Annotated in this window: 18 protein-coding genes; 13 read left to right on the top strand and 5 right to left on the bottom strand. The window is 66.0% G+C overall.

Annotated elements, in window-relative coordinates:
* Positions 1–41: 41 nt before the first annotated feature.
* Together P5W99_RS00520 and P5W99_RS00515 are read right to left on the bottom strand one after the other, a co-directional pair.
* Complete coding sequence (locus P5W99_RS00520; protein ID WP_035523518.1) at positions 42–350, bottom strand: H-NS family nucleoid-associated regulatory protein; 309 nt, start codon at positions 348–350, stop codon at positions 42–44.
* A gap of 399 nt (positions 351–749) precedes the next feature.
* The gene (locus P5W99_RS00515; RefSeq protein WP_434661423.1) at positions 750–1,451 is read right to left on the bottom strand and encodes a HugZ family protein; all 702 of its coding nucleotides are present in this window, start codon (positions 1,449–1,451) and stop codon (positions 750–752) included.
* 254 nt (positions 1,452–1,705) lie between these two features.
* Here P5W99_RS00515 and P5W99_RS00510 point away from each other — a divergent pair, with 254 nt between their 5' ends.
* The gene (locus tag P5W99_RS00510; RefSeq protein WP_421025141.1) at positions 1,706–2,824 is read left to right on the top strand and encodes an MFS transporter; all 1,119 of its coding nucleotides are present in this window, start codon (positions 1,706–1,708) and stop codon (positions 2,822–2,824) included.
* A 123-nt stretch (positions 2,825–2,947) separates the two neighbouring features.
* Here P5W99_RS00510 and P5W99_RS00505 read toward each other — a convergent pair whose 3' ends face one another.
* Positions 2,948–4,093, bottom strand: a complete 1,146-nt coding sequence (locus P5W99_RS00505) for a branched-chain amino acid ABC transporter substrate-binding protein (protein ID WP_421022728.1) — start codon at positions 4,091–4,093, stop codon at positions 2,948–2,950.
* A gap of 654 nt (positions 4,094–4,747) precedes the next feature.
* Here P5W99_RS00505 and P5W99_RS00500 point away from each other — a divergent pair.
* Positions 4,748–5,446 (top strand): dienelactone hydrolase family protein, encoded by a 699-nt coding sequence (locus P5W99_RS00500; protein ID WP_421022727.1) that lies wholly within the window; start codon positions 4,748–4,750, stop codon positions 5,444–5,446.
* A 61-nt stretch (positions 5,447–5,507) separates the two neighbouring features.
* Positions 5,508–7,079: an amidase gene (locus P5W99_RS00495; RefSeq protein ID WP_434661421.1), complete on the top strand. Its 1,572-nt coding sequence runs from the start codon at positions 5,508–5,510 to the stop codon at positions 7,077–7,079.
* Positions 7,080–7,192: 113 nt separating this feature from the next.
* Here the strand turns inward: P5W99_RS00495 and P5W99_RS00490 are convergent, their stop codons facing one another.
* The gene (locus P5W99_RS00490; protein WP_213298120.1) at positions 7,193–7,504 is read right to left on the bottom strand and encodes a high-potential iron-sulfur protein; all 312 of its coding nucleotides are present in this window, start codon (positions 7,502–7,504) and stop codon (positions 7,193–7,195) included.
* 259 nt (positions 7,505–7,763) lie between these two features.
* Positions 7,764–8,870, bottom strand: a complete 1,107-nt coding sequence (locus tag P5W99_RS00485; protein ID WP_421022725.1) for an NAD(P)/FAD-dependent oxidoreductase — start codon at positions 8,868–8,870, stop codon at positions 7,764–7,766.
* A 937-nt stretch (positions 8,871–9,807) separates the two neighbouring features.
* Between P5W99_RS00485 and P5W99_RS00480 the strand changes: the two genes are divergently transcribed.
* The 10 genes from P5W99_RS00480 (at position 9,808) to P5W99_RS00435 (ending at position 21,361) form a co-directional block, all read left to right on the top strand.
* Positions 9,808–10,359, top strand: coding sequence for a hypothetical protein (locus P5W99_RS00480; protein WP_421022724.1), 552 nt, complete (start codon positions 9,808–9,810; stop codon positions 10,357–10,359).
* Between the two features lie 160 nt (positions 10,360–10,519).
* Positions 10,520–11,323 (top strand): endonuclease/exonuclease/phosphatase family protein, encoded by an 804-nt coding sequence (locus P5W99_RS00475; RefSeq protein WP_421022723.1) that lies wholly within the window; start codon positions 10,520–10,522, stop codon positions 11,321–11,323.
* 162 nt (positions 11,324–11,485) lie between these two features.
* Positions 11,486–12,178 carry a LysE family translocator gene (locus P5W99_RS00470; protein ID WP_421022722.1) on the top strand — a complete coding sequence of 231 codons (693 nt, stop codon included), beginning with the start codon at positions 11,486–11,488 and terminating at the stop codon, positions 12,176–12,178.
* Positions 12,179–12,656: 478 nt separating this feature from the next.
* Positions 12,657–13,427 carry a ferredoxin--NADP reductase gene (locus P5W99_RS00465; protein WP_421022721.1) on the top strand — a complete coding sequence of 257 codons (771 nt, stop codon included), beginning with the start codon at positions 12,657–12,659 and terminating at the stop codon, positions 13,425–13,427.
* A gap of 398 nt (positions 13,428–13,825) precedes the next feature.
* The gene (locus P5W99_RS00460) at positions 13,826–14,863 is read left to right on the top strand and encodes a sensor histidine kinase (protein ID WP_421022720.1); all 1,038 of its coding nucleotides are present in this window, start codon (positions 13,826–13,828) and stop codon (positions 14,861–14,863) included.
* The gene (gene rqpR, locus P5W99_RS00455) at positions 14,860–15,516 is read left to right on the top strand and encodes a response regulator transcription factor RqpR (RefSeq protein WP_434661417.1); all 657 of its coding nucleotides are present in this window, start codon (positions 14,860–14,862) and stop codon (positions 15,514–15,516) included. Before P5W99_RS00460 ends, rqpR begins: the two co-directional genes overlap by 4 nt.
* A gap of 315 nt (positions 15,517–15,831) precedes the next feature.
* A complete protein-coding gene (locus tag P5W99_RS00450) occupies positions 15,832–17,238 on the top strand; it encodes an amino acid permease (protein WP_421022718.1) in 1,407 nt (468 codons plus the stop codon).
* Between the two features lie 383 nt (positions 17,239–17,621).
* The gene (locus P5W99_RS00445; protein WP_421022717.1) at positions 17,622–18,119 is read left to right on the top strand and encodes a (2Fe-2S)-binding protein; all 498 of its coding nucleotides are present in this window, start codon (positions 17,622–17,624) and stop codon (positions 18,117–18,119) included.
* Positions 18,120–18,132: 13 nt separating this feature from the next.
* Complete coding sequence (locus tag P5W99_RS00440; RefSeq protein ID WP_421022716.1) at positions 18,133–20,547, top strand: xanthine dehydrogenase family protein molybdopterin-binding subunit; 2,415 nt, start codon at positions 18,133–18,135, stop codon at positions 20,545–20,547.
* A gap of 13 nt (positions 20,548–20,560) precedes the next feature.
* Entirely contained in the window at positions 20,561–21,361 is an 801-nt protein-coding gene (locus tag P5W99_RS00435) for an FAD binding domain-containing protein (RefSeq protein WP_421022715.1), read from the top strand.
* The last annotated feature ends 42 nt before the right edge of the window (positions 21,362–21,403 follow it).

Raw genomic sequence — 21,403 nt, 5'->3', positions numbered from 1 at the left:
GGGCCGCAGGGCCCATCGCCAGAACGGCAGAAGGCGATTTATTACTTCTGAATCAGGAAATCGTCGCGGTCCTTGCCGGCAATCCAGCGCGGCGGCTTGCCACGGCCCGACCACGTGCTGCCGCTTTCAGGGTCACGGTATTTCGGAGCGACGCTTGCGCGCGAGCGGCTGGCTGCCTTGGCGCCCTTGCCTGCTGCGCGACCGCCGCCGAGTTCGGCCAGCGTAATGCCGTAATCGGCCATTTTCTGCTTGATCTCGTCGAGGACTTCGGCATATTCACGCGCCTTCGCCTCTTCAATCTGCTTCTCCAGCTTTTCTCGCTGAGCGAGGAGTTCCTTGTAGGAAGACATAGGTATCCTGGTGGTTTGTTAATTAATGGCTACCAATCTTGCGTCAGTATGCCCATTGACAGGTGATTTGCCTCGGAATTTGCAGGCGAGATTAACACAGAATCGAATGTCGCGAAAAGCGCAGGCAATAAAAATAATTAAAACGTTTTAGATATCGTAGAGCATCGCACCGGGCCGCGAAGACCTGCCATTTCATGCAAATCGGTATTTTTGCCCAATATCCAATTTTTCAGATAAATCCCGCTCTCATAATTCGCAGGACATGAAAATTAATCGACAAAAAATCCACAAACATTTCATCTCATGCGAACTTTCGGCAGCACCCATGCATTATCTCTAAATTACGCAACGCACTAGAAGTGGCGGTGAACAGCCTCCGCAGCCTGCTAGAAAAAATACTCAGCTCGCATGCCGTGCGAGGCAATCGGCTATCACGGCATGCAAGGATTGCGCGTCGCTCTGCGGCGCCTCGAAAACATAGCGTGTGCGCACGCCATCGATGCCGAGGTCGGCGCCGTAGCGATCCACGCCCAGCAACGCGAACCCGTCTCGCCGTTTCGGATGCGCTTCGAAGAAGCGGATCAATGCCTCTTCCTCGTCGGCGCAAAGCGGATCGAGCGGGTCGAGATCCGCGCCGTCGAGCCAGCCCATCGCGCCAAAGCCGCCGATATAGCGCAAGCGCTCCACGCGCATCGTCCAGAACGTGAAGTCGCCGAGCGCAAGGTAGCGCGCGGCGTCCGGCTGATACCGCAGGTAGCGGCGCGCGAGCGCTTCGAGGCCAAAATCGGCGTCAACATCGATGCCCCCGCCGGCTTCGGTCCCGCTCGGCTCGAACCGGCCGAGCAGTGTCATGCGCGGCGCGCTCAGCGCATCGTCGCCGCTCATCTGCGCGACGAGGAATCCTGCGCGCGAGTCACTCTGCAGATTGCGCGTGTGCTCGGCGAGCCGGCTCACGAGGATGACCGGGCGGTGGCGCGCATCGGGCACGAACGGCAGCAGCGTCGGGTAAGGAAAGCCGAGCGGTTCGCGCGCGTGGGTGGCGAGCGTGCCGGTGGCGGCCTGATGCAGCAGGTGCAGCGGAGCGTGAGCGGGAATCTTCAAGGAGTGTCCTCGATCGATGAGGGGGTCGATGGGCGCGGCGCGATCCCATTATTAGAACAGGCCGCGCGGCCGCGAGCAGCCCATGCGCGCCTTCGCTAGAATTTCCGCTCGCCTTTCAAAAAGCTGATTCGCTGTTGTCCACCCCAGGATCTTCCGTGTCCGACCACTTGCCCGACTCGTCCCTCGCACAACCGCCCCATGCTGTTCATCGCGCGCTGCCCGCCGCCACGCGCCAGCGCGCGCGCATCGCGACCATGGCGCTCTTTTTCATCGCGGGGATGATGTACGCGTCCTGGGGCGTGCACGTGCCCACGGTGCGCGACAAATTCCACCTGAGCGCGGCACTGCTCTCATATGCGCTCTTCGCCGTGGCGGGCGGTTCGATCGCGGCCATGACGACCATCGCCGGATGGATCACGCGCGTCGGCACGCGCCGCGCCTGCCTCACGGGCGGCCTCACCATGTCGGTGTGCGGCGCGCTGATTCTCGTCGTGCCGTACTACTGGATGCTGCTCGTCGTGCTTGCGGCGTTCGGCATGGGCATGGCCACACTCGACGTCGCCATGAACGCCGAGGCGAGTGCCGTCGAGGAAGCCGTCGGCAAGCCGATCATGTCGGCGCTGCACGGCATGTTCAGCCTGGGCGGCATGGCGGGCGCCGCCGTCGGCGGCGCGCTGCTCGCGCACGGCATGGCGCCTGCGCTGCATCTGCTCCTCGCTTCGGTGGTGGCTGCGCTCGTGCTCGTCGTGTCATGCCCCGCCGTGCTGCCGCACGTGCCGCACGCCACCCACGGCGAGCACGCCAAAACCGGCAACCGCTGGCGCACGCCCGCGCTGTGGGCACTGGGCGCAATCGCATTGATCGCGCTGATCGCCGAAGGCGCGATGTACGACTGGGCCACGGTCTACATGCGTGACGTCGTGCTCTCGACGCCGGCGCTGGCGAGCGCCGCCTACGCCGCGTTCTCAGGCGGCATGGCCGCCGCGCGCTTTGCCGGCGACGCCGTGCGCGCACGCTTCGGCGCGCCGCAGCTCGTGTTCGCGAGCGCCTCGCTCGCCTGCGCCGGCATGATCGGCGCGCTGCTGCTGCCGTATTCGTTTGCCGCGCTCACGGGCTTCACGCTCATGGGGCTCGGCCTCGCGAATATGATGCCGGTGCTGTTCGCCGCCGCGGCGCGCGTCAAAGGCATCCATGCCGCCGAGGGCCTCGCGCACGTCGCGGGCATCGCTTACTTCGGGCTGCTGTTCGGTCCGGTCGTGATCGGCGGCATCACGCAGGTGACCAATCTCACCGTCGGGCTCGCCGTCGTCGCGCTGTGCGCCGCGCTGGTGGCGTTCGCCGGGCCGAAGGTGCTCAGGCGGCTGGGGATTTGAGGCTTGCGCCGCGCGCAGCGCTGTTCGTGGAGCGATTGCGCCTTCCAGAACAAAACAAAAGCCCGCGAGTCGAGAAACCCGCGGGCTTTGCGCTTGCGACCATGAAGTCGAGCAGGTGACGATTTACATCTTCACCACGTCGAGCAGCGACTTCTTGCCCGCCTTGTAGTTGTACAGCGAGATCACGCCGTGCTTGAGGTCGCCCTTCGAATCGAAGGTCGTCTCGCCAATCACGCCCTTGTAGTCCGTAGCCGGCATGGCGGCGAGGATCTTGGCCGGATCGGTCGAGTTGGCGCGCTTCATCGCGTCGACGATGATGTACACCGCGTCATACGTGAACGGCGCGTAGATCTGGATCGGCTGGCCGAAGCGCTTCTCGAACTTCGCTTCGAACGCCTTGCCGCCCGGCATCTTTTCGAGCGCCATGCCCGCTTCCGAGCACACGATGTTGTCGGTCGCGTCGCCGGCGAGGTCGGCGAGCTTGTCGGTACATACGCCGTCGCCCGCGAGCACCTTGGCGCGCAGACCAAGCTGCTTGGCTTGCTTGGCGAACGGGCCGCCGGTGGCGTCCATGCCGCCGTACATGATTGCGTCGGGGTTCTCGCCCTTGATCTTGGTGAGAATGGCGCGGAAGTCCACGGCCTTGTCGTTGGTCGCGTCATGCGAGACCACCTTCATGCCGAGCGACTTGGCAGTCTTCTCGAACTCGTTCGCGAGACCCTGGCCGTAAGCCGTCGAGTCGTCGACGATCGCCACGCTCTTGAGCTTCATGGTCTTGGCCGCGTAGTTCGCGAGCGCCGGGCCCTGCTGGGCGTCGGTCGCCACCACGCGATAGGTGGTCTTGAAACCTTGCTGCGTGTAGGCCGGGTTGGTGGCCGACGGCGAGATCTGCACGATGCCCGCATCGCTGTAGATCTTCGAAGCCGGGATCGAGGTGCCCGAGTTCAGGTGGCCCACGACCGCGACGACCTTGTCGTCGACGAGCTTCTGCGCGACCTGCGTGGCCGTGCGCGGGTCGGCCGCGTCGTCCTGCGCGTCGAGCACCAGCGTGACCTTCTGGCCGTTGATCGTCAGGCCCTTCGCGTTGATTTCCTCCACAGCGAGGCGCGCGCCATTTTCGTTGTCCTTGCCAAGGTGCGCGATACCGCCCGTCAGCGGTGCGACGTGGCCGATCTTGACCGTTTCGTCAGCGCTCGATGCCGTTGCAAACGACGCGAACAAAACGACTGCCGCGCTAATCGGCAACAGCTTGTGAAGCTTGATATTCATGTAAGTCTCCGGTTTCGAACCAACAGCAACGTAATCGCCCAGTGCTCCCGCGCCCCGAACGTGTCGCTCCCCGTGCGGACGACCACGCGGATGCATCCTTGATGCACCTGGCCCGTATGGCGAAAAGCCCGCTCATGGCAGACCGCCCATCCATACTTGCGCGCAAGTGTAGGTGATCAAATTAATTTGGAGTATTTTTTTCAGATATCGGGGCGAGTACCAATAGTCTTTCACCCGAGTACTTCAAAACCCTGATCAATCGGCCCGCCAGCCTTGTCCTGCAAGGGTCTTCGAGGAGGTTTGCAATCTTTTCGAAAGCATTTTCCAGGGTGCGCCCGAATATTTTTCGGGATTTTTGGCGAGTTACGCGAGGCATGGTAAATGCGCTGCCGGCCACGATAACGTTTGCTTTTCGAATTCCCGCACTCGCTTCCGGATTAGCTGAAATTAAAGTCAGCTTTCGATTAATTCGCAGCACGCACGAATCGTTGCGCAGTCCAGGATCTGCCCGGATCAAAAAGGCCGCAGGCGCCAAAAGCGATTAATCGCGATCGTTACGATCGGCTTGCGCACGGCGCGCTGCAAGCCGCGCGCCGCCATGGCAAACTGGCTCCCCGTTTTTGCACCACCCCATTCGCGTAGAAGGAGAGCAATGTGAGCGTTTCGACCAAGTGGATCGACATTTCCGCCGGCAAGGACAGTTTCGGCGCATATCTCGCCCTGCCCAAGGGCGGCAAGGGTCCGGGCATCGTCATCATTCAGGAGATCTTCGGCGTGAACGGCCACATTCGCGACGTGGTCGAGCAATACGCGCTCGACGGCTACGTGGCGATCGCCCCCGACATCTTCTGGCGCACCGCGCCGCGCGTCGAACTCGACTATGTGGGCGCGGACCGCGAGCGCGGCATCGAGCTGATGAAGAAGACCGACATGAATCTCGTTGTCGAGGACATCGCCGCGACGGCCGCCACGTTGCGCAAGCTGCCCGAGTGCACCGGCAAGGTCGCTGCCATCGGCTATTGCCTGGGCGGCCGGCTCGCGTATCTGGCCGCGGCGAGCGGCTCCGTGGATGCGGCGGTCTCGTACTATGGCGGCGGCATCCACACGCAACTCGATCTCGCCGACCAGATCAAGCAGCCGATGCTGTTCCATTACGCCGAGCTCGACCACGGCATTCCACTCGACGCAGTGGGCCAGGTGAAGGAGCGCTTCGCCGGCCGCGACAACGCCGAATTCCATCTCTACCCGGGCGCCGATCATGGCTTCAACTGCTCGGTGCGCGCGTCGTACAACCAGAATGCGTCGGCGCTCGCGCACGGCCGCACGCTCGCGTTCCTCGCGCAAAACCTGTAAATAAACCGCCGGGGCGCGCAAGCGCGGCACAGGAAGCGGCCATTGCGGCAGAATCGTTGCAATGGCCGCTTTCGTTTCAGTGCGCCCCATCCCACGATGCCCCCAAGGAGTGCGCGCCTTGCAGTCCGACTATCTGGAATACGACGCCATCGGCCTGGCCGAACTCGTGCAGCGCCGCGAAGTGAGCGCGCGCGAGCTGCTCGACACCGCGATCGCGCGCGCCGAGGCCGCCAATCCCGCGATCAATTCGATCGTGCTCAAGGACTACGATGCCGCGCGCAAGCGCGCGCTGCGCATCGAAGCGGGCGGCAATGGCGTCGATGCCCTCGCGCAAGGGCCGCTCGCCGGCGTGCCGTTTCTCGTCAAGGACCTGGGCGCGGCGGTCGCCGGTCTGCGCATGACGCTCGGCAGCCGCCACTATCGCCATTACGTGCCGGCAGCGGACGCGCCCGTGGTCGAGCGTTTTCGCGCCGCGGGCCTGAATCTGTTCGGCAAGACGAGCGCCTCGGAACTTGGCCAGATGCCCTACACGGAGCCCGAGCTGTTCGGCCCGTGCCGCAACCCGTGGAATCTCGATCACACGCCGGGCGGCTCGAGCGGCGGCGCGGCCGCCTCGGTCGCGGCCGGCATCGTGCCGCTCGCACACGCCTCGGACGGCGGCGGTTCGATCCGCATTCCCGCCTCGTGTTGCGGGCTCTTCGGCCTGAAGCCTTCGCGCGGCAATCAGCCGCCTTCGGATCTGCCGCCCTCGCCGGGCGGACTGGGCGTCGACCTCGCCGTGTCGCGCAGCGTGCGCGACAGCGCGCTCATGCTAGATCTGCTCGCCGGCGACCCCGCGATCGCGCCTGGCGCGCCGGGCACTTTCCTCGCGGCGGCGCGCGAACCGCTCGACGGTGGCAAGCCGCTCGCCGTCGCCTTTATCACCGATCCGCTGTTCGCCGATGCGCTTTCGCCCGACGTGCGCGAAGCGCTCGACGGCGCTGCCGCGCTGCTCGCCTCGCTCGGCCACAACGTGGAGCCGGTGCAGCTCAAGGTAGATTTCGTGGCGGCGCGCGAGGCGTTCCTGATGCTGTGGTCGGTGGTGGCCGAGAAGTACGTGCTCGACGCCGACACGATCACGGGCACGAAGCCGCGCCGCCAGAACTTCGAGATCGCGACATGGGCGATGGCGCATATCGGCCGCAAGCTGGGCGAGCAGGCGCTGCCCGCCGCGCTCGAGACGCAGCAGCGCATCACGGCGCAAGTCGCCGACTTGATGACGCGTTTCGACGTGATTCTGTGCGCGACGCTGGCCGCGCCGCCGGTGAAAATCGGCGCACTGAAACCCACGTCTTCGGAACGCATGCAGATGCGCGCCGTCACCGCGATGCCGGTGGAAGCGCTAATGAAAAAACTATTGACGGAATCCGCGAACAAGGCGTTCGCGTGGGCGGGCTGCACCGAGCTGTTCAATATGACGGGGCAGCCTTCGATGTCGGTGCCGCTCGCGTGGAATGCGCGGGGCCTGCCGATCGGCGTGCAATTCGCGGCGCGTGAAGGCAACGATGCCTTGCTGCTGCGCCTCGCGGCTCAGCTCGAAGCGGCGCGCCCGTGGTTCGGACGGCGGCCGCCTCTGCTGATGGCGCGTACCTAGGCCAGCGCAAATCCGGCTTGGGTGAAACCGGTGCGCGCGCATCGATCCGCGCAATGCGCGGCGCGACCTGCTTCGAGCCTGCATGACCTCCGAGGCTCGTGCGCCAGGGCCTATCAGGCCTTCTTGTTGTAGGCGCTGCACCAGCCCTTGCCTGCAACCTGCTTGCCCGGGAACATCGGGCACGGGGCGTAGGCGTCGGTGGGCTTGCCTTGATAGAACGTGCAGTTGCTGCAATCCTGGCCGGCGGCGTACTTCGCGAACTTGGCCTTGTCGACCTTGGTTGCGTCGGCCTTGTAGCCGAGAGCCTGGGCGGTGGGTTCGGATTCACCAAGCTTCGGCGCGTCGGCGAAAGCCTGACGCGACAGCGCAACGGTTGCGGCAACGCCAACACTCGTGATCAGAAAGCTGCGGCGGGACGATTTCATGAGCAGTACTCCAATATTGTGGGCACACCGTTCTGCCGACGGCGTGGCGTGAAGAATAACAACGAAGCCGCCCTGCGTGCATCATGAATTCCGGACATAAGCAATTCGCATCCTGGCAATAAGGGGATGCGAGCCGGGTGTGCCGGGTGTGCCGGGTGTGCCGGGTGTGCCGGGTGTGCCGGGTGTGCCGGGTGTGCCGGGCGTGCCGGGCGTGCCGGGCGTGCTGGGCGTGCTGGGCGTGCTGGGCGTGCTGGGCGCGTTAGGCGAGCCCGGCCACCTCGCACACGCGCTGCGCGATGGCGAGCGATGCCGTGAGCCCCGGCGACTCGATGCCGAACAAATTCACGAGCCCACGCACGCCGTGCGCCGCGCCGCCCTGAATCACGAAATCGGCAGCATTCTCGCCCGGGCCCGAGAGCTTGGGCCGGATGCCGGCGTAGGCGGGTTGCAGCGCGCCGTCAGGCAAGCCCGGCCAGTAGCTGCGGATCTGCGCGTAGAAGGCGTCGGCGCGGCGCGGATCGACGTCGTAGTCGATCGAATCGATCCACTCCACGTCGGGACCGAAGCGCGCCTGCCCGCCGAGATCCAGCGTGAGATGCACGCCGAGCCCGGCCTCGTTGGGCATCGGATAGATGAGGCGCGAAAACGGCACGCGCCCCGAGACGCTGAAGTAATTGCCGCGCGCGAGATAAAGGGGTGGAATGTGGCGCGGATCGAGCCCGCGGATGCGTTTCGCGATCCGGGTGGCATACAGGCCCGCGCTATTGATGAGGCACGCCGCGCGGATTTCGGTGGGGGCCTCGCCGCCGGTCCTGATCACGAAGCCGTTCGCGCTCGCGTCCACCGATTCGACCGGCGACTTGAGCGCGATCACGGCGCCGTCGCGTTCGGCGTCGCCTTGCAAGGCCAGCATCAGCTGATGACTGTCGACGATGCCCGTCTGCGGGGAGTACACCGCCGCCACGCATTCGAGCGCGGGCTCGAGCGCCAGCGCCTCGGTCTTGTTGATGCGTGTGAGATCGAACACGCCGTTTTCCTTGCCGCGCGCCTGAATCGCTTCGAGCTGCGCAACCTGGGCGGCCGTCGTGGCCACGAGCAGCTTGCCGCAGCGCGCATGTGCGACGTTGCGCGCTTCGCAGTACTCGTAGAGCATCTCGCGCCCGCGCACGCACAGGGTCGCCTTGAGCGAGCCGCGCGGGTAGTAGAGTCCCGCGTGAATCACCTCGCTGTTGCGCGAGCTGGTGCTGGTGCCGATGGCGTCGGCGGCCTCCAGCACGATCACCTCGCGTCCGCGCGCCGCCAGCGCGCGCGCCACGGCGAGGCCGACCACGCCCGCGCCAATCACCACACATTCGATCTGATCCATGTCGCTGCGTCCGCATCCGGCGAATTAGGCGGCGGCGCCTCCCTGACGCCCCCATCAGAAAAATTGTAGACCGAGGGCGGGGTGGGTTTAAATCGAATAGATAACGAATATGCGGGCAAATCCACTGATCGCGCATGCGCTCGGGCCGCGGCACACCCCGGCTATCGATGGGCGTTGGCGATTAAATACTGCCCATCGTTGCGAAAAAAATAATAATTGGTTCCTGAACCGACCTCGAAATGCCCCACTGTTGCCTCTATATTGCAAATAGTTACACACGCCGCGATTGAAGCTGCGCGGGGTCTGCGCATTTGAAATGCATCGTTGCGGTCCAGTGTTTGCGAACCCGGTATAGGATCGAAGGTCTCAAGGAACCCGCCCCGCTATTGGGAACCGGCACAACCGGTTCGCACGGCACGCGTGCATGGAGCCTGCCCACATGACGTTGTTGAAGCATTGTCTCGCCGCTACCCTGGTCGCCGCTGCTGCCGCGTTCGTGACTGCAAGCGCGCAAACGCGAACAGAGGGCGTGATCCAGCCCGCGACTCCGGCCTCGCAGCCGGTCGTCCACGCCGTTCCAGCCCCGTCTTCCGGGACCGCCCAACCACCGGCGGCGCAGCCGGCGCCACAATCGAAATCACAGCCCGCCCCGCAGGCTGCTCCGGCGCCCCAGGCAGCACCGAAGCCCGCGCCAAAGCCCGCTTCAAAACCCGTGCACAAGCCCGCGCATAAGCCCGTTCACAAGCCGGCTTATGAGCCAGCGTATGAACCGGCTCCGCAGAACAATGCGCAGCCCATCGCCCAACCGGGGCCTGCGGCAGAACCCCCGATACTGCATACGCCAGCGCCGCAACCCACCGCGCAGCCAACGCCGCAGCCGGCCGTGCCGCCAGCGCCGACGCCACAACCCGTCCCGCAACCCGCACCGCGCCCTGCGATGCCGCCAGCGCCCGCTCCGCAACCGGCCCCGCTGCCCGCTGCGCAGCCAGCGCCGGCCACCCCGCTGCCGCCCCATGCTCAGCCTGCGTCCGCGCCGCAGCCGTACGCGCAACCGGGCGTGCAGGCGGTGGTCACCTGGACGCTGCAGGTGATCCGCGACGGCCAGCTGATCGACTCGTTCGACGGCACCACCACGGTGGGCCAGGCGCGCACCGATACGCATCACAATGTCGTCTCGCACCGGGTCGGCTGCAAGGACGAGGTCGCAGGCAGCATCGACCTGCAGCGCACGATCACGGTCTCGCCGTTGCGTGCGAACGCGACCCAGTCGATCCTCTCGATCGAAGCCCAGGAGACGCTCGAAGACGACTCCGCGCGGCAAAGCCCGTCCGGCTGCAAGTTGCCGCCGCAGCCGCGCCAGGTGAACGCCAGCCATCCGGGGCTCGTCGTGCCGGCCGGCCAATGGGTCAGCTGGCCGATCGTCGACAAGGATCCCGCGCTGGCGTACCGGGTGCGCGCAAGCCTCGCACCGCCGTCACAGCAGCCCTGAGAGGCTGGCCTGAAGCTCGCGCCGCTCGTCGGCGCCGGTCTAAACTGAACTGAACTGAACTGAACTGAACTGAACTGGGCTGGGCTGAACTGAAGCGCGATGCGCCGGCCGCAACCCAAAACCGCACGAAACTGTCGTAAGAACCCGTTGTAACAAGCGCATGCGAAACCTCGAACAACCCCTCATCGACGCAGTGCCGGCCAATACCCGGGACTTCGTCGCGGTGAGCTGGAACCTGCACAAGGGCCGCTCACCGCTCGGCTTTCAGGCATGGCAGGCCATGCGGCGCTGGGTGCAGTCCACCCACGCCGACGTCTGGTTCCTTCAGGAGGCGATGGCGCGGCGTCTGCCGCAGCCGGTGCTCTCCACGGCTTTCGGCGCGGAGCTCGGCGACCCGCTGGCGGACGTCTGGCACTGCCAGGCCACCGAAATCGCCGACGCGCTCGAGCTGCAAATCGCGCTCGGGCCGAATGTGTTCAAGCCTTCGTGGCGGCACGGCAATGCGATCCTGTCGCCGCATCCGCTCGATCTGGGCGGCCGCTGGGACATCTCGGCACATCGTTTCGAACGGCGCGGCCTGCTCGTCGCGCGCGCCAGCGTGGCGGGCCAGTCGGTCACGCTGCTGTGCGCGCACCTCGCGCTCACGCGCAGCGCGCGCCTGCGGCAAATGAACTGGATCGCGCACTGGATCGCCAAGGAAGCGCCGCAAGGGCCGCTCGTGCTCGCGGGCGACTTCAACGACTGGCGCAACGACTCGGTGCCGATCTTCGCGGAGCATGGCCTGCACGAAGTCGCGACGCTGCTCGGCGAGCCGGCGCGCACGTTTCCGGCGTTCTCGCCCGCGCTCGCGCTCGACAAGATGTTCGTGCGCGGCCTGAAACCGGTCGAGCTGATCCAGCCCGCGCAGGAGACGGCCTGGCTGTCCGACCACCTGCCGTACATGGCGCGGCTGCGGCTCGAATAACTCGAATAACGCTCCGGGCGCCAGGAACGCCACACCACATCGCGCCGCGAACGCCCGCACAGCCCCACGAGTTGCGAATGCAATCGCGCAATCGCGCTAATATGTCGCGTCGCGCGCCCTCGGAGTGCGCCCTTCCCATTCGGCTTCATCCGGCTGCTTCACATGCACCTCTTCGCCACGCTGCTCCAGATCGCCATCGTCTATTTGTTCGCGCTCGTCAGCCCGGGACCGAACTTCTTCATGGTGACGCAGCTTTCGCTCGCGGGGCGGCGCAGTCTCGGCATTGCCTCGGCGTTCGGCGTGGGCACGGGCTCCACGTTGTGGGCCGCGCTCGCCATGCTGGGCTTCGCCGCGGTGCTCCAGCATATCGAGTGGCTCTATCACGGCGTGCGCGTCGCCGGCGCGCTGTATCTGCTCTGGTTCGGCATCAAGCTGCTGCGCTCGGGCGCGCGCCGGGACTCGGACGCGGCAAGCGCCGCAAATGCGGCGGCCGATGCGACCGAAGCCACCAATGCCGCCAACGCCACGCTCGCGGCCCCGCTGCCGCCGCCGGACCGGCGTGCCTGGCTGCGCACATGGCGCGCGGGCTTTCTCACCTGCCTCACGAACCCGAAATCCTGCGTGTTCTGGACCAGCGTGTTCGCGGCGATCTTTCCGGCGCATCCGCCGGCATGGTTCTACGGCGCGGCGCTCGCGCTCGTGGCGACGATGTCGTTCGGCTATCACTCGAGCCTCGCGCTGCTGTTCGCCGACCATCGCACGCAACGCAGCTACAAGCGGCTGCGCCGCCCTATCGACGCATTCTGCGGCGCGGCGCTGATCGGCCTCGCCGCGAAGCTCGCCGCCGATCGCTGAGGTCCTCACGCGCGCCGAAACTGCCCCGCCAGCAGGGTCTCTGCTGCGGTGCGTCGAACCTTCCGGTATCATTCGAACCAACATTCGAGCCTGCCCCAACGGGCGAACCAGCCCGTCCGAAGGGCTGCGGGACTCCCAGGCGGGACTCCCGGTTTTTCGCGCCCTTGCGCCGCACCCCGCCGCAGCCGGTTTTATCGCTTCGCGACATCTTGCCTAACGCAGGTCACCGCTCCCGTTAGACGCGGCGCAGCCCATAAGGCACGCTCGCGTTAAAATGGCAAACTGCGCCTCGTTCGCAATGGGACGGCCAACAAGCTGGCAAAAACGGGGCACGAATTCGAATCAAAGCGGGAATTCAAGCGGAGCGCCCACCAAGGCGCACGCCGCGCATCGTCAAACCGAGCCCTACATGCACTTGTCATGCGTGGCCGGAAGGAACGCCCCGTCCGGCGGACCTTGTTTCGCATCATCAGGAACCATGAGCAAACACACCGAAGAAACCGTTCTGAGCGTGCATCACTGGACCGACACGCTTTTCAGCTTCACCTGCACGCGCGACCAGGCCCTGCGTTTCGACAACGGCCAATTCACCATGGTCGGCCTCGAGGTCGAAGGCAAGCCACTGATGCGCGCGTACTCGCTCGCGAGCGCGAACTATGAAGAGCATCTCGAGTTTCTGAGCATCAAGGTGCCGGACGGCCCGCTCACGTCGCGCCTGCAGCACCTGAAGGTGGGCGACAAGGTTCTGATCGGCAAGAAGCCCGTTGGCACGCTGGTGGCCGACAACCTGCTGCCCGGCAAGGTCCTGTGGCTGCTCTCGACCGGCACGGGCCTCGCGCCCTTCATGTCGATCATCAAGGACCCGGACATTTACGACCGTTACGAAAAGATCGTGCTCACTCACACCTGCCGTTTCGTCGACGAACTCGCGTACAAGGAATTCATCACCGAAGAACTGCGCGAGCACGAATACCTGGGCGAGATCGTTCGCGAGAAGCTCGTCTACTACCCGACCGTGACGCGCGAAGTGTTCGACAACCGCGGCCGCATCACCGAACTGATCGACACCGGCAAGCTGTTCAGCGACCTCGACCTGCCTGGGTTCACGCCCGAGCGCGACCGCATCATGCTGTGCGGCAGCACGCACATGCTGCGCGACACCGTCGCACTGCTCGAAAAGGCCGGCCTCAAGGAAGGCAGCAATAACGCGCCGGGCCACTATGTCGTGGAAAAGGCGTTTGTGGGCTAAGTCGTGGGCTAAAAACCGCTACTCGCGGTCTTTGCCAGACACAGGAACCGGAGCCTCTCGCTCCGGTTTTTTTTGGCCCTGACAAATCGCAGCACCGCTTTCCAAACCCTGCTCGCCCGTTACATTTCGGGAGGATTTCGCGCCATCCCCGTGTCAGCCTTTTTCCTACACCGCGAGCCCCAGCCAACTTCACACGGTTTCTCAGCTTTCGCCGCTAAGTATTGTCCTGACTGAAGTTTCCCGATTTTTCAGTTATCATCGCGGCGCACCATCGGTCATGTCGGAGGGCTTGGCAGGGGCCAATCCATGTTGTTACTGGATGTAAATTTCGTTACGCCCCGCCGCGCCAGCCAGAACAGAAAAGGACCGATTCCTGAACGGGAAATCACGGGGGATGGATGGATACGTCGAATCGCGCGGCGCTTGATGCCAGCGCGCCTCGCGCGAATGCGCCGGGCGCGCGTGCCCTCCACGCGGCAGGCGGCCTCCCCTTCCTCGCCAGCGCCGAAGGCACGCGCGCGACGCTCGATGCCATCGCGCGCGTACAGGAGCGGATCGCCGCAGCCGGCGCGGCCCGCGTCGACGCCGACGAAGCCGCGCGCCACCGGCTCGCGCGGGAACTGCACGACAGCGTCGGCGCCGAACTGACGGCCACGCGTTTCGCCCTTGAGAACGTCCACACCTGGCTGCCCGCCGATGCGCCGCCTCAATGCGCCGAGGCGCTCGCACTCGTCATGCGCTCGCTGGACTGCGCCACCGACGCCGTGCGCCACGTGCTCGACGGGTTGCACGCCCCCGAACTGCACGCGGGCCTCGTCGACGCGCTCGCGAACTGGACACGCGACTTCGCCTCGCGCACCGGCCTTGCCGCGCGCTTCCTCGCGAGCTCGTCGGTCGACGCATCGGTCGACGCATTGACGCCTTCGACCGCCGCGCCCCACGCCACCGGATTCGCCCGCGACGACGAAGCGCGCCTCGCGCGCCTGCCCGCCGAGGCGGCGCTCGCGGTGTTCCGCGTCGCGCAGGAAGCGCTCACTAACGTCGCTCGCCACGCCCAGGCCACGCAGGTCGAAGTGCGCCTGACCAGCACGCCGAGCGAGCTGATTGTGAGCGTGATCGATGACGGCGTCGGCCTCTCGCGCGAAGCCGCACGGTGCGCCAGGCGGCAATGCGGGCAAGCCTCGTCGAGCAGCCAGGGAGGTCCGGGCAGCGCGAACAGCCGCAGCGCCTATGGCATCGCCGGCATGCGCGAGCGCTGCGCCGCCTTCGGCGGCACGCTGCGCACCACCCCGGCTCGCCACGCCGCCGCCCGCCGCCTGGCCGCCGACCCGGCACGCCCCGGCACGACCGTCGAAGCACGCTTCCTTTGGGAGACGCTGCTCTCGCGCCCGTGCGCCGAACCCGTGGCAGACCAACTGAAGGGCATCCGCTCATGACCCTGCGCATCCTGCTCGTCGACGATCACGCCGTGGTGCGCCAGGGCGTGCGTCAGCTGCTGCTCGACCGTGGCGTCGCGAGTGAAGTGATCGAGGCGCCCAGCGGCGCGCAAGCGCTCGCCGCCGTCGCGAAGCACGCCTTCGATGTGGTGCTGCTCGACATCTCGCTGCCCGACATGAACGGCATCGAAGTGCTCAAGCGCGCGAAGAAAAAGGTGCCGCGCGTGCCGGTGCTGATGTTCTCCATGTATCGCGAAGACCAGTACGCCGTGCGCGCGCTGAAGGCGGGCGCGTCGGGCTATCTCTCGAAGACGGTGGACGCCGCGCAGATGATCGCCGCGATCCAGCAGGTCGCGAGCGGCCGCAAATACGTGAGCCCCGCGATGGCCGAAGCGCTCGCCGAGTATGTGCTCGTCGACGGCGAGCAGCTGCCGCACGAAAAGCTCTCCGACCGCGAGTACCAGACGCTATGCATGCTCGCCTCGGGCAAGCGCCTCACCGACATCGCGCGCACGCTCTCGCTCTCGGTGAAGACCGTGAGCGTCTACCGCACGCGGCTGCTCGAAAAGATGAAGCTCACCAATAACGCCGAGCTCACTTTCTATGTGATGAGCAACCGGCTCGTCGATATCGCGCCCGCGCCGGCGCTCTGAGCCCGCGCCTCGCCAGCGAGGCGCTTCGCGATTACGTCACGATCGGACGCCCCCATGCATGGCGCAAGGAATGCGTTACTAAAACGCGCTCCCGCCATAAGCCGTTGATCCGGAAATGAACCGCGTCTATACGGTGAGCTTCGTGCAAAGAATGCACGCGCTTGCGCCGCTTTGCAGTGGAATCGACCTCCTCCCCCACGCCGAATCCATGCCACGCCTGTGCGGTTGGCACAGCCGCCAAGCTCCGATCCACTAAAATTCAGGGTTTCCTCGCCAGTGCGTTTTACCGGCGTTTTACCTGGAGTTCTCCGCCCAATGTCCCTCTTTCGCAAGAAAAACGTCGAACACATGCTGCAGGCAAGCGCCAAGGGCGCCGGCCTGAAAAAGACGCTCGGCGCACTGGACCTCACCTTTCTTGGCGTCGGCGCAATTATCGGCACCGGCATTTTCGTGCTGACCGGCACCGGCGCCGTGCAGGCCGGCCCCGCGCTGATGCTCGCGTTCATCATCGCCGCCGTGGCCTGCTGCTTCGCGGCGCTCGCCTACGCCGAGTTCGCCTCGACCATTCCCGTGGCGGGCTCGATCTACACCTACTCGTACGCCACGCTCGGCGAGCTGGTCGCCTGGATCATCGGCTGGGACCTGATGCTCGAGTACGGGCTGGCCACCTCCGCGGTCTCGGTGGGCTGGTCGGGCTATCTACAGTCGCTGCTCTCGGGCTTCGGCGTGACGCTGCCCACGGCCCTCACCGCCGCGCCCGGCGCCGTGCCCGGCGCGTTCACGCTGTTCAACCTGCCCGCCTTCCTCGTGATGATGGTGATCACGGCGCTGCTCTCCATCGGCGTGCGCGAATCCACCCGCATCAACAACATCATGGTGGCGATCAAGGTCACGGTCGTGCTGCTCGTGATCGCCGTGGGCGCCTTCCACGTGACGCCCGCAAACTGGCATCCGTTCATGCCGCACGGCTGGGACGGCGTGTTCGGCGCCGCCGCCGTGATGTTCTTCGCGTTCATCGGCTTCGACTCGGTGTCCTCGGCCGCCGAAGAGGTCAAGAATCCGAAGCGCGACCTGCCCGTGGGCATCATCGCGTCGCTCGTGGTGTGCGCGGTGCTGTATGTGGCCGTCGCGGCCGTCGTCACGGGCATCGTGCCGTGGCAGCAATTCGCCGGCATCGCTCACCCGGTTTCGTATGCGCTGCAGGTGGCTGGCCAGAAATGGGTCGCCGGTTTCATCGACCTGGGCGCCGTGCTCGGCATGCTCACCGTGATTCTCGTGATGAGCTACGGCCAGACCCGCATCATCTTCGCCATGTCGCGCGACGGCCTGTTGCCCGCCAAGCTCTCGAAGGTGCATCCGCGCTTTGCCACGCCCTTCTTCACCACCTGGCTCGTGGGCATCTTCTTCGGCCTGATCGGCGCGCTCGTGCCGCTGAACGTGCTGGCCGAGCTCATCAACATCGGCACGCTCGCCGCGTTCTCGATGGTCTCGATCGCCGTGCTCGTCCTGCGCCGCACCCACCCCGATCTGCCGCGCGCGTTCCGCTGCCCTGGCGTCCCTGTCGTGCCGGTTCTCGCAGTGGCTTCGTGCCTGTTCCTCATGCTCAATCTCGCGTGGATCACGTGGGTCGCGTTCGTGGTGTGGCTGGTGATCGGTCTCGCAATCTATTTCCTCTACTCGCGCCGTCATTCGCGCCTCGCGCATCATCCGCACGAGCACTGAAAGCCGCTCGCGTTAGCGTCGATTTCGCGACACTGCAACGGCCCGTCCGGTCTCCGGCGCGGGCCGTTTTGCATGGTACGCAGGAGTAAAAGCGCGGGCTGCGCGAAATGGGAAAGTATGCTTTACTGTCCGGGCATCGCTTTCGCCGCACCACGCATCGCGCATCACGCACCATCCAGGCAGTATCCAGGCATCACTGAACAGCAAAGCACCAGCCGGACCCTCAAAACCCCGCTTCCGTCCAGCCTGCCCGCCATCGCGCGCGGCAAACGCCTCGCGCCCGCCGCGCGGCGCAACCTGGGCGAAAGACAGCAGGCGGCAAGAACGGGGCAATTGGTGAATGCGGGCCCAGGCCGGTCCCTATTATCCATAGGAGACAGTCAATGGCGATCAGTCTCAGCCTGACGGTCAACGGCAAGCCCGTGACCGCCGAAGTCGAACCCCACACGCTATTAGTCCAGTTCCTGCGCGAGCAGCTACGCCTCACCGGCACGCACGTCGGCTGCGATACCGCGCAGTGCGGCGCCTGCACCGTCCACCTCGACGGCCGCGCGATCAAGTCCTGCAACCAGCTTGCCGTGCAGTGCGAGGGCATGGCCGTGACCACGATCGAAGGGCTCTCGACGAATGGTGCGCTCCACCCGATGCAAGAGGCCTTTCGTGAATGCCATGGCCTGCAGTGCGGCTTCTGCACGCCGGGCATGGTGATGAGCGCCACCGCGCTCGCCGCCGAAAAACCGGATCTCACCGAAGCCGACGTGCGCGCGGGTCTCGACGGCAATCTGTGCCGCTGCACGGGCTATCACAACATCGTGAAGGCCGTGCTCGAAGGCGCCGAAGGCATGCGCGCCGGCGCCGCTGCCACCTCGACGGCAGCGTAAGGGGAGAATCGCCATGAACGCACCCGACTCCCAAACGCCGCGCATGATCGGCGCCCCGGTCAAGCGCAAGGAAGACTATCGCTTCCTCACCGGCGCGGGCCAGTACACCGACGACGTCGTCCTGCCCGCCCAGACTTACGCCGTGTTCGTGCGCTCGCCGCACGCGCACGCGCGCATCAAGAGCATCGATACCAGTGCCGCCAGGGCTGCACCCGGCGTGGTGGCCGTCTTCACCGGCGCGGACCTCGCCGCCGGGAACGTGGGCGGCCTGCCGTGCGGCTGGCTGATCCACAGCATCGACGGCACGCCCATGCACGAGCCGCCGCATCCTGTGATCGCGCATGAGAAGGCGCGCCACGTGGGCGACCAGGTCGCGCTCGTGATCGCCGAATCGATGAAGGCCGCGAAGGACGCCGCCGAGCTCGTCGAGATCGACTACGAGGAGTTGCCCGCCATCGTCGACACCGCGCATGCTGCCGACGCAGGCCAGCCGCTCGTGCACGACGGCGTGCCGAACAACACCTGCTACACGTGGGGCCACGGCGACAAGGCCGCCACCGACGCCGCCTTCGCCCAAGCCGCGCACGTCACGACGCTCGACATCGTGAACAACCGGCTCATCCCGAACGCAATCGAGCCGCGCGCCGTGAACGCGAGCTACAGCAAACACGACGACAGCTACACCGTCTACGTTTCGAACCAGAACCCGCACGTCGAGCGCCTCCTGATGGCCGCGTTCGTGCTCGGGCTGCCGGAGACGAAGCTGCGCATCGTCGCGCCCGACGTGGGCGGCGGCTTCGGCTCGAAGATCTTTCTCTATGCCGAGGATGTGGCGCTCACCTGGGCCGCGAAGAAAATCGGCCGTCCCATTAAGTGGACCGCCGAGCGCAGCGAGTCGTTCGTCTCCGACGCCCATGGCCGCGACCACGTGACGAAGGCCGAGCTCGCGCTCGACAAGGACGGCAAGTTCCTCGCCATGCGCGTGCACACTACGGCGAACATGGGCGCGTATCTCTCGACCTTCGCCTCCAGCGTGCCGACGATCCTCTACGCGACGCTGCTCGCGGGCCAGTACACCACGCCCGCGATCTACGCAGAGGTGAAGGCGGTGTTCACGAACACGGTGCCCGTGGATGCGTATCGCGGCGCGGGCCGCCCCGAGGCGACCTACGTGGTCGAGCGCCTGGTGGAGACCGCCGCGCGCGAGATGAACCTCGACCCAGCCGAGATCCGCCGCCGCAACTTCATCACGAGCTTCCCGTACGCCACGCCTGTGGGCCTCACTTACGACATCGGCGATTACGAGGCGTGCCTGTCGCGCGCGCTCGAACTTGCCGACGTGAAGGGTTTTCCGGCGCGGCGCGATGCCTCGAAGGCGAACGGCAAGCTGCGCGGCCTCGGCCACTCGTGCTACATCGAGGCGTGCGGCCTCGCGCCGTCGAATATCGCCGGAGCGCTGGGCGCACGCGCGGGCCTGTTCGAAGCGGGCGAGATCCGCGTGAATCCCACAGGCTCGGTCACCGTCTTCACGGGCTCGCATAGCCACGGCCAGGGCCATGAGACGACCTTCGCGCAGGTGGTGTCCGAGCGTCTGGGCGTGCCCATCGAGCAGATCGAGATCGTGCACGGCGACACCGCGCGCATTCCGTTCGGCATGGGCACCTATGGCTCGCGCTCGATCGCGGTGGGCGGCTCGGCCATCATGAAGGCGCTCGACAAGATCGAAGCGAAGGCGAAGAAGATTGCCGCGCATATGCTCGAAGCGGGCGTCGAAGACATCGAGTTCGCCGATGGCGTGTTCCGCGTCGCGGGCACCGACCGCACCAAGGCCTTCGCCGAAATCGCGCTCTCGGCCTACGTGCCGCACAACTATCCGCTCGAAACGCTGGAGCCCGGGCTCGACGAAAGCGCGTTCTACGACCCCACCAACTTCACCTATCCGTCGGGTGCGTACCTCTGCGAAGTGGAAGTCGATCCCGACACGGGCGAGACGCGCATCGAGCGCTTCACCGCCGTGGACGACTTCGGCAACGTCATCAATCCGATGATCGTCGAAGGCCAGGTGCATGGCGGGCTCGGCCAGGGCATCGGCCAGGCGATGCTCGAGCGCTGCGTCTACGACAACGAGAGCGGCCAGCTGCTCTCGGGCTCGTACATGGATTACGCGATGCCGCATGCGTCGGACGTGCCGTCGTTCACCGTGGAAACCGCGAAGGGCACGCCATGCACGCACAATCCGCTCGGCGTGAAGGGCTGCGGCGAGGCGGGCGCGATCGGCTCGCCGCCGGCCGTCATCAACGCGATCCTCGATGCGCTGGCCCCCCTCGGCGTGAAGGACCTGCAGATGCCGGCCACGCCGCATCGCGTGTGGTCAGCGATTCAAACTGCGCAAGCCGCACAATCCACGTCGGCGTCACAACAACCTTGAGCGGAGGCGCACCATGTATTCATTCGATTACCAGCGCGCCAGCGACGCGCAAGGCGCGGTGAAGACACTCAATGCCGACCCCGACGCCAAATTCCTCGCGGGCGGCCAGAGCCTGCTCGCGGCGATGAAGCTGCGCCTCGCGCAGCCTTCGACGCTCGTGGACGTCACGCGCATTCCCGCGCTCAAGGCCGTGCAGGTGGACGGCAAGGTGGTGAAGATCGGCGCGGCGGTCTGCCATGCCGATGTCGCAGCGAACGCGCAGATCCTGGCCACGCTGCCGGCGCTCGCACAACTGGCCGCCGGCATCGGCGACCGGCAGGTGCGCGCGCTCGGCACGCTGGGCGGCTCGCTCGCCAACGACGACCCCGCCGCCGACTACCCCGCGGCCGTGCTCGGTCTGAACGCCACGGTGGTGACGGACCGCCGGCGCATCGCCGCTGACGACTTCTTCCTCGGCATGTACGAGACCGCGCTCGAACCCGACGAGCTGATCGTCGCGGTGGAGTTTCCGGTGCCGCAGCGCGCCGCCTACGAGAAGTTCAACAACCCGGCCTCGCATTTCGCGTTGACGGGCGTGTTCGTCGCGCAGTCGGCAGATGGGTCCGTGCGCGTGGCCATCACGGGTGCGGCGTCCTCGGTGTTCCGCGCTACCGCGCTCGAGGACGCGCTCAAGGCGAGCTTCACGCCCGCCGCGGCGCGCGCGGTGAGCATCGCGCCTGACGAGCTCAACACCGATCTGCACGCGAGCGCCGCTTACCGCGCCCACCTGATCCCGGTGCTGGCTGCGCGCGCGGTGACCAAAGCGCTCGGTTAGGCCCGCTGCCCACGGCCGCTCGCCCGCGCGACGCGTGGCGCG

Origin of the sequence: Paraburkholderia sp. A3BS-1L (genome assembly GCF_051125215.1) — a bacterium.
Classification (GTDB): domain Bacteria; phylum Pseudomonadota; class Gammaproteobacteria; order Burkholderiales; family Burkholderiaceae; genus Paraburkholderia.
This window is presented reverse-complemented; position numbering and strand designations above follow the sequence as displayed.